Raw genomic sequence first — 14,928 nt, forward strand, 5'->3', positions numbered from 1 at the left:
AGTATTTCATTTAAATCACCTCTCTATATACAATAATGCTATAAATTTTATAAATTGTATATAGAGATTTATAAATTTTTATAAAATTTATTTAGCTGTTTCATCCCCCTTTGGGAAAGATATATTGATTAATTACAATTTGCATTATTTTGCTTGTACACAAACCTTATTTCTGCCTGTATGTTTAGCTATATATAACTGGTTATCTGCTATTTCCTTTAATTGTTCTGTATCGGTGCAGCAGTCAGGATAAACAGCTATTCCAATTGATACTGTAATTTTAATTTTTGTTCCGTTCTTTACCCTGAATATATGCTTCTGTACTTCTTTTCTTATTTTTTCTGCTATGTAATACGCCTTTTCTCTATTACAATCCCTAAGAAGAATACAGAATTCTTCACCTCCTACTCTGGCTACAAAATCATATTCCCCAATTGAATTGTCAAGAATTTCTCCTAATTCCTTCAAAACTAAATCTCCTGATGAATGTCCATAGGTATCATTTACCTTTTTAAAAAAATCTATATCTATCATAAGTACCGCCAGATACTCTTGATTTTCTTTTGCTCTATTTGTAACATTATTAAAAACAATATCGAAGCTTCTTGTGTTATTTAATCCAGTTAAAAAGTCAGTTGTTGCTTCTTCTTTTAATATCTTTATGATGCTATGTGTATCATATAGGTATTGTGAATAATAGTAAATTATAAAACTTGAAATAATTGAGCCAATCCAATAATAAACTAAAATAATTTTCACTTCACTGATTCTTTCCATTGCAAAATAAATTGATACACTGAAAATGCATGTGTTGTAAAAAAACAATAATATCCATTTAAGCTTTTTAGGAACTCTGAATTTTCCAATAAAAATTGATCCTATTGTGGCAAGCATAGTAATTGTACCTACAATTAAAGACTGCCTGCTTATACCATAATATAAAACTCTGAATAAAGCAATTATAATCCCACCTATAAAGGTTGATGTCCCACCTAAATAAACAGAACTCACAATAATAGATAAATGTCTTAAATCTATTATTGCTTTTGGAGTAACCCTGACTGAAAAAAACATCAGGATTATACCAAGTATCCCTGACATGACTCCAGTAATTATTTTTTTACTTATGTGGATTGAACTTCCCATTGCAGTAAGCTTTAAAATCTGACTAGCTATGAAAAGCATTGTTACACAAATGCAGGTGTTAATAAATAAATCTTTTACCATATACATTTTATTCGCTCCCATGTGAAGTTTTTTAAATACCAGAATAATTGATATTCTTTAGTATACGACTATTGTTTTAAATTTTGTAATAAACATTACTTATTCTATCAAATTTTTACAACAAAATCCACTATTTTCGACATTATATGAAAATTTAACCAATATTTTTGGTATTTTATTACTTATTTGAACACATGAAATATTCCAGTGAGATTTTTATAAACAAATTGTAATTAAATGGACATATCATCTTCTAATTTTTTTATTTTGTATTTATCTTACTATTATCCTTCAATTTCAGCCATAATCTCATTATTAGACTTAATCTTAAATTTACATTATCATAATAGAATTATAAAACAGCTCTGATAGCATTAAAGTGTAAAATTAATTTAAAAATCAGGAGGCATATCATGAACTATTTATATGATTATCATATTCATACTACCTACTCCATTGATGGACACAATAGCATAAATGAAATATGTGATCAAGCTATAAAATCAGGACTGAAGGAGATTGCAATTACAGATCATTTTGAGTTATCTTCCCTTGACGACAATTACATGGACTTCAATATAATAGGTTATTTATCTGAAATATCTCATGCTAATGAACTATATAAAGGTAAATTAAAGATTAAATCTGGAATCGAATTAGGCCAGCCTCATATGTATCCAGATATTGTTAAAAAATTGCTTCAATGCAATCAGTTAGATTATATAATAGGCTCCCTTCACAAACTCCCTGACTCAACAGATTTTTCTGAAATTGATTATAGTAAATACACCTTAGAAGATATCTGTTCTATATATTTGAATAATTTGAAAAAGCTCTTAACTTGTGACAGCTTTGACTGCATTGGTCATCTGGATTTGATAAAACGCTACAGCTGTAATCATTATAAAGAAAGAGTAACCTTAAGCCTTCAGCATGAGTTATTGAGAGAAGTTCTTAAATTAATTGTTTTAAATGGTAAGGGTATTGAAATAAACACTTCTGGCATAAGACAATCCCCTCGTGAAACTATGCCAGGTATAGATGTATTAAAACTTTATCGTGATCTGGGTGGGGAAATATTGACCATTGGTTCCGATTCTCACTATGTTGAACACGTAGGTAAGGATTTGAAAATCGCCATTGAAAATGCAGAATATGCAGGGTTTAAATACTTAACTGTTTTTAATAAAAGGCGCCCAGAATGGATAAAGATAAATACCAACACAAGCTACTATATAAACTCAAAACAGATAGTATAACTTTTTAATAACCAATAAAATGTAAAGGAATGATAAAGATGTTAATATCCTCTCATAAAATCATTGGTAATATTGTCTGTGATGTAATTGAGGAGAAGTTAAACATAAAACTTGATAGAGAAGGTGTATTATATGGCTGCGAATTACCTGATATTTCACCTAATTTTATGCTGATACTGCATTTTAAAAAATACTCATTTAATTTTGTTTTAAAATTAATAAATAGACTTATTTCTCAAGGTTTACCTCAAGAAAAATCAAACTTAAAAATTTTTTCTGTTAACTTAGGTATTATTCTTCATTATTTAGCTGATTATTTTTGTTATGCCCATAATAGAAAAAAATATAACTTCCTGCCTCTTCATCTAGCCTACGAATATATGTTGGATAATCGTTTCTTTAAATTTGAATTTAAAGATATTATTGATACAACATCCAATCTTAATGTTTGGCAAAATTTACACTCCCTTGGGCAAATTGAGGAATATATAAATTACAAAATAGATGAATATAATTACCTTGATCATAAAATAGAGAATGATGTAATTTATTCCATTGAAACTTGTCTTATTATTAGTCATGCAATAATATCACATTGCAATTCCTATAAATTCTCCTGCAGTGCTTAATTGATAAGTCTTATATCCTCTCAAAAATCAAAACTTTTTTAATAATTTAAAATCTTTGTTTATCTTTTAACAACTTGCAATTATAATATTTATTAACGGGAGTAAACTAAAGATATAATTGTTTTTCCCGTCATATTATATTAAATCATGGAGGATATGAGATATGTTAGTTTCAGCAAAAGAAATGCTAAAAAAAGCTAAAAAAGAAAGATATGCTGTTGGTCAATTTAATATCAACAACTTGGAATGGACAAAAGCCATCCTATTAACAGCTGAGGAAAATAAGTCACCGGTTATCCTTGGTGTATCTGAAGGTGCAGGAAAGTATATGGGCGGATATAACACAGTAGTAGGAATGGTAAATGGATTGATTCGTGATCTTAATATCACTGTTCCTGTTGCTCTTCACCTGGATCATGGCAGTTATGAAGGGGTATTAAAGGTTATTGAAGCTGGTTTCTCTTCAGTTATGTTTGATGGTTCCCATTATCCCATTGAAGAAAATATTGAAAAAACCAAGGAAATTATAAGAATAGCTTCAGAAAAGGGAATTTCAGTAGAAGCAGAAGTTGGCTCTATTGGCGGAGAGGAAGATGGTGTTGTAGGTGCTGGAGAGCTTGCTGATCCATCAGAATGTAAGGCAATAGCTGAATTAGGAGTAACGATGCTTGCAGCTGGTATTGGAAACATACATGGAAAGTATCCAGCTAATTGGAAGGGTTTAAGCTTTGAAACTTTGGAAGCTATAAAAGATGCAACAGGTGATATGCCTTTAGTTTTACACGGTGGAACAGGAATTCCTGAAGATATGATAAAAAGGGCTATATCTCTTGGAGTTGCAAAAATAAACGTTAACACAGAATGCCAGCTAGCCTTTGCAGCGGCTACACGTAAATACATAGAATCCGAAAAAGATTTAGAAGGCAAGGGCTTTGATCCTCGTAAATTACTTGCACCTGGCTTTGAAGCAATAAAGGCAACTGTTAAGGAAAAAATGGAACTCTTTGGATCAATAAATAAAGCTTAATGTACTATTGGCTGATGCTCAAGCATCAGCCAATAGTTTTTAATAACAACCAGATTCTTTATAACTTATTGTATTGCGGTATTGATTATCTATCATTTCCCATAAAAAATAATGCCACTGTTCCAGGTCCAGAATGTGCACCTATAACTGGTCCAACAAAATTTACTATTATATCCTTAACCTTTATATCTTTTTGTATCATTTCCCTTAAAAACTCAACATCCTCTATACAGTCTCCATGACTAATAGCAATAACCTGCTCCTCAGGATTAACTATCCTTTCTTTAAGCTTTTCAGCTAATGTTCTAATTGATTTTTTTCTTCCCTTAACCTTTGTCACTGGAATTAACCTACCTTGGTTATCTACATGCAGAACCGGTTTTATATCAAGGACTGTACCTAATAATGCCGCTGTCTTTGAAACTCTGCCACCCCTGTGAAGATGAAAAAGATCTTCAACAGTAAACCAATGATTCATCTTCAATTTATTGTTCTCAACCCAATCCACTATTTCTTCTTTTGTTGCTCCATTTTTTAGCATTTCATATGCATAATATACTATTAAACCATAACCAAGGGATGCACTTTTACTGTCAATTATAGTTATATCCGCATCTTTATACTCCTCTAAAACAAGTTTCTTTGCTGTTTCAGCACTATTTACAGTACCACTTAAAGCTGTTGAAAAACCAATATATATTATGGACCTTCCCAGTTCAAGGTGTTTTTTAAATTCTTCCACAAACTGATAAGCATTTACCTGGGATGTTGTGGGCATCTCGCCGTTCCTGACGATTTGATAAAAATCCTTATGGGATAAAGTCTTTCCAAGATCATCAGGATATTCTTTTCCTTTAAGTAAACAAGTAAGACTGAGAGTTGGTATTTTGTTAGCCTCCACGTAAGACAATGGTAAATCTGTACAGGAATCCATTATTATTACCGTTTCCATATTTCTTCCTCCTTTTTGGCAGCCATATGACTTATAGTTTAATCCTTATTATAAATTTCTTGCTCCTCCGCAAAGTCGTCATTGTATAAATTATTAACAAAATAATTAATATTTTCTTTACTCTTTTCATTATTTAATTATCTTAAAACAGACTTATTAATATCATCATTCTTTAGAAAATACTCATTATCTAATTCAACAAGTGAATTTTTAAGTCTTAATTGTGCTCTGTCCATTATAGTTTTATCAACTTCAGTTATTATTCTATCCTCTTTAACAAGACTTAATTTCTCAAGGTGTAAAGTTTTTAATCTGATAACCTTTTACATAAAATCATACTTTTACATTGGATAAAAATTTTTTTGATTATACCTTCAATTATAACCTAATAAATTTAACTTTTCCAATATCAATAAATAAGATTCTATTTTTAAATAATGCATTTTCCCTAAATCCAGTACAAAGGGACATATAAGGATTGTTTAACTTAATGTATAACATCTCATTTGACATTAAAGATATACATGGATATGGAACCATTTAGAAGAACACAGATGATGTTTGTTAATGAATGGGTGAAAAACACACTGGAGGAATAAAAATGACAAGAGATATATTTGATATGATGCAAATAAATGGATTAATAAAAATTATAAATAGCAGAATATGTATCATGTAAAAAAGCCTTGAAAAATCTAATTTCAAGGCTTTCTTTGGTGCGCCCGGAGGGACTCGAACCCCCGACCAACTGGTTCGTAGCCAGCTACTCTATCCAACTGAGCTACGGACGCATATTAATTTTTCATCTTACTGTAAGTAAAATGTATAATGGCGGAGATGGAGGGATTTGAACCCTCGCGCCGCTTTCACGACCTACACCCTTAGCAGGGGCGCCTCTTCGGCCAACTTGAGTACATCTCCATGTTGCTTACTTACATTAAAAATTTTATATGGCGGAGAGAGTGGGATTCGAACCCACGGTAGAGTCACCCCTACGCCGGTTTTCAAGACCGGTGCCTTAAACCAACTCGACCATCTCTCCATGTAAATGTATTATATTTTTGAAGTATTAATAATCGTGTTAATCCTTATATCGGAAGTAAAAAGCCACACTTCGTGTGGCTAATATGGCGGAGATGGAGGGATTTGAACCCTCGCGCCGCTTTCACGACCTACACCCTTAGCAGGGGCGCCTCTTCGGCCAACTTGAGTACATCTCCATGTTGCTTACTTGCATTAAAAAATTTATATGGCGGAGAGAGTGGGATTCGAACCCACGGTAGAGTCACCCCTACGCCGGTTTTCAAGACCGGTGCCTTAAACCAACTCGACCATCTCTCCGTATCGGACATTTATTATTATAACAGCCATATACTTTTATGTCAACATAAATGTCCGAAATATTTTTGTATTACTTAGTAATTCTTTCTATTCCACCCATATATGGTCTTAATGCCTCTGGTATTATTACACTTCCATCTGCTTGTTGATAGTTTTCTAATATAGCTGCAACTGTTCTTCCTACTGCAACACCTGATCCGTTTAATGTATGAAGATATTCTGCTTTTTCCTTAGGTCCTCTTCTGAACTTAAGGTTAGCTCTTCTAGCCTGGAAATCTTCAAAGTTTGAGCAGCTTGATATTTCAACATATCTACCGTAGCTTGGCATCCAAACTTCAAGATCATATGTCATTGCTGAGCTGAAACCTATATCTCCTGTACATAATTTAACTACTCTGTATGGTAATCCTAATGTCTTAAGAACCATTTCTGCATCATTTGTTAATGATTCTAGTTCTTCATATGACTTTTCAGGATCTGCAAACTTAACAAGCTCAACTTTATTAAATTGATGCTGTCTTATAAGACCTCTTGTATCTCTTCCTGCTGAACCTGCTTCTGCACGGAAACATGCTGTAAATGCAGTGTTCTTTATTGGAAGCTGTGATGCATCTAGTATATCATCTCTATACATGTTTGTCACTGGAACTTCTGCTGTAGGTATTAGCCAATATTCCAATCCTTCTAATTTAAACATGTCTTCTGCAAATTTTGGAAGCTGTCCTGTTCCTGTCATACTTCTTCTATTTACTATTTGTGGTGGTAGAACTTCTGTATATCCATGCTTTGAAGTATGTAAATCCAGCATAAAATTAATACATGCCCTTTCAAGTCTAGCACCTAACCCCTTATAGAAAGTAAATCTAGCTCCTGTAACTTTACCAGCCATTTCAAAGTCGAGAATGTCAAGGTTTGTTCCTATATCCCAATGAGCCTTAGCTTCAAAGTCAAACTTTGTTGGTTCTCCCCATTTTCTAACTTCTAGGTTATCTGCATCACTTTGTCCCTTTGGTACGTTTTTACTTGGAACATTTGGTATCCTTAGAATAGTTGCTTCTAACTCCTCTTCTACCTTTGTAAGTTCAGCATCAAAATCTTTTATTTTGTCTCCTAGAACCCTCATTTCCTCCATTATTGGTTCTACATTTTTTCCTTCTTTCTTTAATTTCGGAATTTCCTGTGAAGTTGTGTTCCTCTTATTCTTTAAAACTTCAACTTCTGATAATATTTCTCTTCTTCTTTCATCTAGTTCAATTACCTTGTCAATAAGTGTAATGTCAAAATCTGCACTTCTGCTTAACATAGCATCTTTTATTTCTTGTGGGTTGTTTCGAATTCTTCTGATATCTAACATATTTCTTCCTCCTTATATGTTATTTTTGTTATTTTATTATTTAAATTTTAACTCAGTCAATTAATAATCTACTTAATTGTTTTGTTTTTTATTCAGCTGGTTTTATAGCAAAAATAAAAAGCCCTTCATCCCTAAACAGGGACGAAAGACTTATCTTCCGCGTTGCCACCCAAATTAACCATATCTTTTTAAAGAATTATGGTTCTCTTTCTGCGGTATAACGGCCGCAACCGTTTTGCTCATCGCAAACCCTCCAAGGTGGATTCAATATCAATCAGCACTGACTTGCACCAACCGCCAGCTCTCTGAAGCCTCATTAATATTTACTAATCCTTTTCAGCAGTTTAAATTTTTATTATTTACAATTATATCACATATTCAAAAGATTGCAACAATATTTTTTACCATACAAGAAAAATAAGCTCTATTTTATGGAGAATCCTGTATCTTGGCATTAGTATTCTTCTTATTGCATAATTGTTTGTATTTTTTGAGTTTATTCCATAATTATGACTCCCAAAAGCCATACTAAATCCCGCTTCTTTCACCAGCCTCTGTATAGATGGATATAGATCCCCCCCTCCATAAGGATAACAAAAGGAAATGGGCTGTATTTTTAAATTTGTAACAATATCATCATAGCTATTTTTGATTTCAGTATATGCCTCATCTTTTGTTAATTTTTTTAAATTTACATGATTTACTGTATGTCCTCCAAAACTAATTCCATAATCTTGCATCTCCCTAATATTATCCCATGTCATAAAATTTTCAGTACCTATTTTACCCGTTGCTAAAAATATAGTAGCCTTATAATTATATTTCTTTAAAATTGGATAAGCATTTTCATAATTATCTTTCCAACCATCATCAAAGGTTATCAAAATGCTTTTCTTCGGAAGTTGAACTTTTTTATTATTATAGTATTTATATAAATCCTCTGCAGTTATTGTATTATAGCCATGTTTTTTTAAATAACTCATTTGTTTATCAAATTCTTCAGGCGTCAATGTAGGCACTGATGTATTTATAGTTTCATAATTGACCCTATGATAAGTTAATACTGGTATACTTTGTTTCAGATTTGTATTATATGTGAATCCTGTCATAATAGATGAATAAACAAATATAGATAGACACAACATACCTAATCTTTTTTTGTATGTTTCACTATCCTGAGTAATTCGTTTTGATACATATAAATAAATAATATCTATCAGGATAATTAATGGGATTATAAATTTGCAAATATATATAGATATAAAACCTGTTTGAGCCATAAACAGACATAGAGCAATGTGCACTATGTCCCTGATTATTATGTTTTTTAGAATTACACTAATTTCTTTCATAATTTATCTCCAATCTATGAAAATAAATATTTGAATTATAAAATTTTTATCTATAATATGTATACTTTACCACAAACTTGTCCATAATTATTAAGGGAGGGATAATATGGGTGAAGTAGATATTTTATATCAAATATCCAATTTAAAAGAGATGGATTATAAAAATACATTGGCAATCACCAGCCTGATAGAATTGTTAATTGAAAAAAATATAATAACCAGGACTGAATTTCTTAAAAAAGCTCAAGAACTAGATGAAATCGCCAGTACAATTCAAAAATAAATCCCTTATACAATTATAATATTCTATTTTTAATAATTTGTTTCCCATGCAGTTATATTTTTATCCCCTTTAAATTTACCATTTAAAGTTATACAATTAGTGTGTAGGTTTGACTAAAGGGGGGTTATCTATGACAAAGGGTTATCTTTACATTATTTTGTCTGCATTTATTTTTAGCACTATGGAACTTGTGTCAAAAATGATTTCATCAGAGTTAAATCCATTTCAATTAACTTTTATTAGATTCCTTATAGGTGGGTTAATTTTATTACCCTTTGCACTAAAGGATATGAAGGCGAAAAAAATATCATTGAAAAAAGAAGATTTTTTGTTTTTGTCTATGTTGGCATTTTTATCTATAATAATTTCTATGACTTTCTTTCAACTTGCTGTTCTGTACACAAAAGCATCAACTGTTGCAGTTATATTCAGTACTAATCCAATATTTACAATACCATTTGCCCACTTGATTTTAAAGGAAAAAATAGATAAAAATATGATATTTTCTCTCTTTCTCAGTCTTGGTGGTATAGTATTAATTTTTAATCCATTTAATATTAGCCCAGATTATGTTGGAATAATCTTAGCTGTATTATCGGCATTAACTTTTTCCCTTTACACTGTTGTTGGTAAGCTTCGAATTGAAAAATATGGTGGTACCATACTTAATAGTTTTACTTTTTTAATTGGGGTTTTCATGCTTTTATTTATTATGCTGATATTTAAAATACCTGTCTTTAAGGGAATTAATTTAGGAAATATATTTCAGCTTGTTTATCTTGGTGTTGTTGTAACTGGTCTTGGATATTTGTTTTATTTCTCTGCAATTAAAGAAACTTCAGCCTCAACAGCTTCAATTGTTTTTTTTATTAAACCTGCACTTGCTCCACTTCTAAGCTTTATTATTCTTAAAGAGTCTATTCCTTTAAATACCTTAACAGGTATTTTGCTGATTTTATTTGGGGCTTATGTAACTTTGATAAAGAATGTTAAAACTAGGTAGTTTATTTATAACTCTAAAGGCTTAGGTCATAGACCTAAGCCTTTCATATTTACTTTGATTTTTCCTGTAAAATATTTAATATATTTTCTAATTCCTTTAAATATTGTCCATAGGCTGCCCAGTCTCCACTTGTCTGTGCAGATTTTGCCTTGTTAAACATCTCAGCTGCTTTTTTTACCAGTTCTTCTACTGTAATTACCTGTTCATTTACTCCTTCTGCTGGTGTCTGTGCACCCTTTATGTTGAAAAGCTTAATTAACGCATTCTCCACATTGTCTTCCATTACAACTTTATCACTATAGCTCACAATTACCTTTTTAAGTTCTGGCAAACTTTTACCACTTTCTGCCTTGAGATACAAAGGTCTTACATATATCAAGGAATTTTTAATAGGTATAATGTTTATTTGACCTAGAATAACCTGTGATCCCCTCTGGTTTAGTAATGACAATTCCTTAGATATAGCAGTATCTGTATTCAGTTTAGAATTTATCTGCTGTGGACCATAAACAGTCTTGTCCTTTGGGAATTTTATTAATGTCATATTTGTAAATCCCTTTTCGTCCATTCCAACGGCAAGCCATGAAACCATGTTTTCCCTTTTTGCAACTGTAAAGGGAATTGTAAGTAAAAGCTCTTCTTTAGTCTCTCCTGGAATTCTCATAACCTGATATACTGCTTCTGCTTCAACTTCCTTTTGATCAGCCCCTTTTAATCTAGGAACGCTCCATAAATCCTCATTGTTATAAAATATACTTGGATTTTTCATATGATACTTCTCATATACCTTTGCCTGAGTTAAGAAAACATCCTCTGAATATCTTAAATGACTTCTTAAGTCTTGTGGCATATCATTTATATTTTTTAGTAATCCCTTATATATTTTACCTATGGTTTTTAAAATCGCATCATCTTCATCTGACACATAGAAGTCAACTGTACCATCATAGGCATCAACAACGGCTTTTACTGAGTTTCTAATATAATTTATGTTGCCTACTGGTTCAGAGTATGGATATCTGTTTGTAGTTGTATATCCATCAACTATCCAGTAAAGTTTACCATTAGAAATCACTAAATATGGATCTGTATCATAATTTATAAAAGGTGTTATTTTTTTTATTCTATCTACAACATTTCTGTAAAGGACTATTCTACTTTCTGAAGTAACATCGTTTGATAATAAGAAATTTGCACTTCCTTGATTAATGGCACATAAAAACCTATTTAAAAGTGATAATTTTATACCTGCTTTACCATCATACCTGTTTTCCTTATTTTCGCTTCCATATGGATAATCTATTTCATTAGCCTTTGCATTAACAATTATATAATCATTATTAAGCTCTCCAAAGTATATTTGAGGTTTATCAAGTTTTATAATATCACCCTGTGCAGGAATATCTTTTAAAATGAACTCAGGTAGTCCTGCCGAATTGACCTTATTCGTATATGACATAACAGCTCCATATCCATGGGTAAAAAACAAGTGTTTATTTTGCCATGTTTGATATTTAGGTTCAAGATTTGAAAGATCAAGTTCCCTTGCTGATATAAATACCTGTCTGAGTTTGCCATCTATTTTGTATCTATCTATATCAACATCAACAAATCTATAATAGTTTCTTACTGCCTGAATTTGGTTAAATACATCCATTGATTGTGAAAACTCATTTATTCTTATGTTATCTATCGTATCCTTGTTTGATGTTATATCCTTTTCTGTAATGTTATCTGACACCTGAAACTCTCTTTCTATAATCTTATCTAACCCAAAGGCTTTTCGAGTAAATTCTATGTTTTGAGTTAAATATGGAAGCTCCTTTTCCTTTGCATTTGGTGCTACTATGAATTTTTCTACAATACCTGATGCAAGCCCCTCTATAACTATAACAAGAACCATAAATACAGCTGTAAATAAAATTACCTTTATTTTTTTTCTTATTAGAGCAATTGCAACAACAACTGCTGCAATCAAGCATAATACAGATATTATTCGATACATAGGTAATGTCACATGTATATCTGTATAACTTGCTCCAAAAGCAACACCCCTTGGTGAATAGACAAGATTAAGTGTTCTTATATAGAATATAGCTGAAAATAATATTAAAAGCATTGCTCCAAAAATTGCAAACTGTTTCATTATAAATCTTAAAAGCGGACTTTCTCCAAAACTTCTAAATCCCCTTATATTATCTATGCCTTGACTTGCCTTTTCATATATGTATACGACGAATGTGGCTATTATAAGTAAGACTATAAGGGTAGTTAATATGCTTATTATTGATTCTATCAGTGGTAGTTTAAATATAAAAAAACCTGCATCCAATTTGAATATTGGATCCTTTATGTTAAAGTTCTCACCGTTATAAAACTCCAGAATCTTGTACCAAAAGGAGTTTGCGAAAAGAAGTGAAAGAATAAATGACAATAATATTGACACTAACATTATTATTTTATTTTGTTTCTTAATCATATTTTTATCATAAATAACACTATTAATTCTCATGATATTCTTTTTGAGAAATCTTATATATAGATTCAAAATTAAAAATATTATTATCAACATAGGAATAAATATTATTATTTTATAATTTAATTCTGTAAGAAAAACGTTTATATACCCCACTTCATTAAACCATTGAAGATTAATAATAAACCCTGACAGCATAGATATAATAAAACCTATGGCTATAATAATCCCTATGGTAGTGGATATTATCTTCCTCATATTAAGCCTCCTCGCTTATTAAATATCCCTTTTCTTTTAAAGTATTTAATATCCTATCCATTATTTCACTATTGTCTGCCTCAATTGTGTGTAGATGTATCCCTCCTGTTAGATATGATAAAGGTTTAGAATCATTATTCTTAACTTTTAACATAAATTCTTCAACATCAAAAAAAGATTTTATCATAAGCTTTCCTGTTATTTCTCCATATATTTTATGCTCAATTGTAACATCAATAACTCTTCCCCCGAGGGCTACAACTGTTTTTAGTTCATCCTCCAGTTGATTCTCATCATGCCTTACTGCAATAACTTTTTTTACACTAGTACTCAGTCCACCTAATATAACATAACCTTGTGGCGTTGCTACTATATCTTTTCCCTCTGCTCTTAACAAAGCTATATCCTGAACAATTACTTGTCTGCTAACCTTTAGACTGGAAGATAATTCCCCTCCCTTTACAGGTCTGTTACTATTTTTCAATATTGTAAGTATGGCATCTCTTCTCTCATTTCCCTTCACTATATCCCTCCTTTTACTGAATCATATCTGTTAATTATAAAAAAGGGCATATGCCCTTATTCAGGTTGAACCCAATCTACCATCCAGCTATCATCTATTTTTATACATCCTAATTTTAGTTTTTTAAGAAGGCATCTCTGACCGCCTTCATATGTATAAAAATAAACATCAACATATGCCTTGTCTTTTTTAATTGTATATCCACCAATTTCATAATCTTCATTTATGAAGCCTGAATCCATTATTTCTTTATTCTGTTTTACATATTCATCAAAATACAAACGATTACCATTTAAGCAGTCGTCCGACATCAACATATATGCCTCAAGCCATTTTTGTTGTGTTTCAAGTTTCATTTGTTCCTTTAAAACTTCCATTGGATTCAAATATTTCTTCTTTTCAATTATTTTTCTGTTTCTTGATAATAATCCTTTATAATCTTCATATCCTGTAAATTTACTAATGTGTTTATTTTCAACATATAAATCAATATATTGTATTCCTGGGAGTTCAGTTAATGAATTTACGATTGAATAAATTTTTAAATAATCTTCTCCAGAATTTGAGTAAATTGGGTTTAAAAAATCCTTTGTTAAATTCAAAGTTAACGTATTCCCTTGCCTTTTTATTTTTATAACCTTTGTTTTTGAAGAGACTATCTGACTTTTTCCCTCTTTCAAAGGCCCTTTTATTATTTCATTTACTATTGATTTTTCAATAGAGTCGTTATCATCTATTAACCTATCCTCTGCCTTTAATAAATTAAAATCATTACCTGGAAAATACAATATTATATCTGTTTTTTCCTGTGATTTTGTCACCCTTTGGGTAATTCCTTCTAAAACATTATAAACTGTCTGTTTTTTAAGTTCTATTTTATTGTAAAAAGCAGAAAAAACTATAGCTAGCAACGCAAGTGAAAAAAGCAAAAACATACCCTGTTTTTTCATATAAACACTCCCTATGAATTATATTTATAAGGAAGAGTTATAATAAACAAGCTGCCTTCCCCCACTTTACTTTTAACATCTATCTCCCCGTTATGACGTTTTATTATCTCCATTGCTATTGAAAGCCCAAGACCGCTTCCACCAGTTTTTCTGGCTCTTGTTTTATCAACCCTATAAAACCTTTCAAATATTTTATTTATTTCATCCTGTGGTATTCCAACTCCTGTATCTTTTACATATATCTTTATGCATGTATCCCTTTCCGTCCATATATCTATAAAACTATTTTCATTT

General features: G+C 31.0%; 13 protein-coding genes, 5 tRNA genes and 1 other annotated feature. Of the genes, 5 read left to right on the plus strand and 13 right to left on the minus strand.

Annotated features, from left to right (window positions below):
* Positions 1 to 144 precede the first annotated feature (144 nt).
* On the minus strand, positions 145 to 1,233 hold the full coding sequence (locus Q428_RS11900) for a diguanylate cyclase (protein WP_051515154.1): 1,089 nt from the start codon (positions 1,231 to 1,233) through the stop codon (positions 145 to 147).
* A 407-nt stretch (positions 1,234 to 1,640) separates the two neighbouring features.
* Here Q428_RS11900 and Q428_RS11905 point away from each other — a divergent pair, with 407 nt between their 5' ends.
* From Q428_RS11905 to fba, 3 genes are all read left to right on the plus strand, one after another.
* Positions 1,641 to 2,486, plus strand: coding sequence for a histidinol-phosphatase HisJ family protein (locus tag Q428_RS11905; protein WP_035381246.1), 846 nt, complete (start codon positions 1,641 to 1,643; stop codon positions 2,484 to 2,486).
* A gap of 29 nt (positions 2,487 to 2,515) precedes the next feature.
* Positions 2,516 to 3,115 (plus strand): zinc dependent phospholipase C family protein, encoded by a 600-nt coding sequence (locus Q428_RS11910; RefSeq protein WP_084478340.1) that lies wholly within the window; start codon positions 2,516 to 2,518, stop codon positions 3,113 to 3,115.
* A 163-nt stretch (positions 3,116 to 3,278) separates the two neighbouring features.
* Positions 3,279 to 4,142 carry a class II fructose-1,6-bisphosphate aldolase gene (fba, locus tag Q428_RS11915; RefSeq protein ID WP_035381249.1) on the plus strand — a complete coding sequence of 288 codons (864 nt, stop codon included), beginning with the start codon at positions 3,279 to 3,281 and terminating at the stop codon, positions 4,140 to 4,142.
* An 85-nt stretch (positions 4,143 to 4,227) separates the two neighbouring features.
* Here the strand turns inward: fba and Q428_RS11920 are convergent, their stop codons facing one another.
* The 8 genes from Q428_RS11920 to Q428_RS11955 all read right to left on the minus strand — a co-directional run bounded on the left by Q428_RS11920 (position 4,228) and on the right by Q428_RS11955 (position 9,141).
* On the minus strand, positions 4,228 to 5,094 hold the full coding sequence (locus Q428_RS11920; RefSeq protein WP_035381251.1) for a DegV family protein: 867 nt from the start codon (positions 5,092 to 5,094) through the stop codon (positions 4,228 to 4,230).
* A gap of 714 nt (positions 5,095 to 5,808) precedes the next feature.
* Positions 5,809 to 5,885 (minus strand) — tRNA-Arg (locus Q428_RS11925).
* A gap of 38 nt (positions 5,886 to 5,923) precedes the next feature.
* A tRNA-Ser gene (locus Q428_RS11930) sits at positions 5,924 to 6,015 on the minus strand.
* 30 nt (positions 6,016 to 6,045) lie between these two features.
* Positions 6,046 to 6,136: transfer RNA gene (locus Q428_RS11935), tRNA-Ser, on the minus strand.
* Between the two features lie 86 nt (positions 6,137 to 6,222).
* Positions 6,223 to 6,314: transfer RNA gene (locus Q428_RS11940), tRNA-Ser, on the minus strand.
* Positions 6,315 to 6,344: 30 nt separating this feature from the next.
* Positions 6,345 to 6,435: transfer RNA gene (locus tag Q428_RS11945), tRNA-Ser, on the minus strand.
* A 70-nt stretch (positions 6,436 to 6,505) separates the two neighbouring features.
* Positions 6,506 to 7,789, minus strand: coding sequence for a serine--tRNA ligase (serS, locus tag Q428_RS11950; RefSeq protein ID WP_035381253.1), 1,284 nt, complete (start codon positions 7,787 to 7,789; stop codon positions 6,506 to 6,508).
* Between the two features lie 134 nt (positions 7,790 to 7,923).
* Positions 7,924 to 8,138: a binding site (T-box leader), on the minus strand.
* A gap of 52 nt (positions 8,139 to 8,190) precedes the next feature.
* Positions 8,191 to 9,141, minus strand: coding sequence for a polysaccharide deacetylase family protein (locus Q428_RS11955; protein WP_051515155.1), 951 nt, complete (start codon positions 9,139 to 9,141; stop codon positions 8,191 to 8,193).
* Between the two features lie 106 nt (positions 9,142 to 9,247).
* On the opposite strand from Q428_RS11955, the gene Q428_RS15665 reads away from it, so the two are divergent.
* Positions 9,248 to 9,424: a hypothetical protein gene (locus Q428_RS15665; RefSeq protein WP_169734722.1), complete on the plus strand. Its 177-nt coding sequence runs from the start codon at positions 9,248 to 9,250 to the stop codon at positions 9,422 to 9,424.
* Positions 9,425 to 9,554: 130 nt separating this feature from the next.
* Positions 9,555 to 10,427 (plus strand): DMT family transporter, encoded by an 873-nt coding sequence (locus Q428_RS11960; protein ID WP_035381255.1) that lies wholly within the window; start codon positions 9,555 to 9,557, stop codon positions 10,425 to 10,427.
* 49 nt (positions 10,428 to 10,476) lie between these two features.
* On the opposite strand, the gene Q428_RS11965 is transcribed toward Q428_RS11960, so the two are convergent.
* From Q428_RS11965 to Q428_RS11980, 4 genes are all read right to left on the minus strand, one after another.
* Positions 10,477 to 13,161: a UPF0182 family membrane protein gene (locus Q428_RS11965; protein ID WP_035381257.1), complete on the minus strand. Its 2,685-nt coding sequence runs from the start codon at positions 13,159 to 13,161 to the stop codon at positions 10,477 to 10,479.
* 1 nt (position 13,162) lies between these two features.
* On the minus strand, positions 13,163 to 13,684 hold the full coding sequence (locus Q428_RS11970; protein ID WP_035381259.1) for a transcription repressor NadR: 522 nt from the start codon (positions 13,682 to 13,684) through the stop codon (positions 13,163 to 13,165).
* A gap of 56 nt (positions 13,685 to 13,740) precedes the next feature.
* Complete coding sequence (locus Q428_RS11975) at positions 13,741 to 14,634, minus strand: GerMN domain-containing protein (RefSeq protein WP_035381261.1); 894 nt, start codon at positions 14,632 to 14,634, stop codon at positions 13,741 to 13,743.
* Between the two features lie 11 nt (positions 14,635 to 14,645).
* On the minus strand, positions 14,646 to 14,928 hold a 283-nt coding region (locus tag Q428_RS11980; protein ID WP_035381263.1), incomplete at its 5' end, for a sensor histidine kinase.

Origin of the sequence: Fervidicella metallireducens AeB (assembly GCF_000601455.1) — a bacterium.
In the GTDB taxonomy this organism is placed as follows: Bacteria; Bacillota; Clostridia; order Clostridiales; family Caloramatoraceae; genus Fervidicella; species Fervidicella metallireducens.

Coding starts and splice junctions, on each gene's coding strand:
- Q428_RS11900 (WP_051515154.1), bottom strand. CDS start 1,233: ATGTATATGGTAAAAGATTTATTTATTAACACCTGCATTTGTGTAACA.
- Q428_RS11905 (WP_035381246.1), top strand. CDS start 1,641: ATGAACTATTTATATGATTATCATATTCATACTACCTACTCCATTGAT.
- Q428_RS11910 (WP_084478340.1), top strand. CDS start 2,516: ATGATAAAGATGTTAATATCCTCTCATAAAATCATTGGTAATATTGTC.
- fba (WP_035381249.1), top strand. CDS start 3,279: ATGTTAGTTTCAGCAAAAGAAATGCTAAAAAAAGCTAAAAAAGAAAGA.
- Q428_RS11920 (WP_035381251.1), bottom strand. CDS start 5,094: ATGGAAACGGTAATAATAATGGATTCCTGTACAGATTTACCATTGTCT.
- serS (WP_035381253.1), bottom strand. CDS start 7,789: ATGTTAGATATCAGAAGAATTCGAAACAACCCACAAGAAATAAAAGAT.
- Q428_RS11955 (WP_051515155.1), bottom strand. CDS start 9,141: ATGAAAGAAATTAGTGTAATTCTAAAAAACATAATAATCAGGGACATA.
- Q428_RS15665 (WP_169734722.1), top strand. CDS start 9,248: ATGGGTGAAGTAGATATTTTATATCAAATATCCAATTTAAAAGAGATG.
- Q428_RS11960 (WP_035381255.1), top strand. CDS start 9,555: ATGACAAAGGGTTATCTTTACATTATTTTGTCTGCATTTATTTTTAGC.
- Q428_RS11965 (WP_035381257.1), bottom strand. CDS start 13,161: ATGAGGAAGATAATATCCACTACCATAGGGATTATTATAGCCATAGGT.
- Q428_RS11975 (WP_035381261.1), bottom strand. CDS start 14,634: ATGAAAAAACAGGGTATGTTTTTGCTTTTTTCACTTGCGTTGCTAGCT.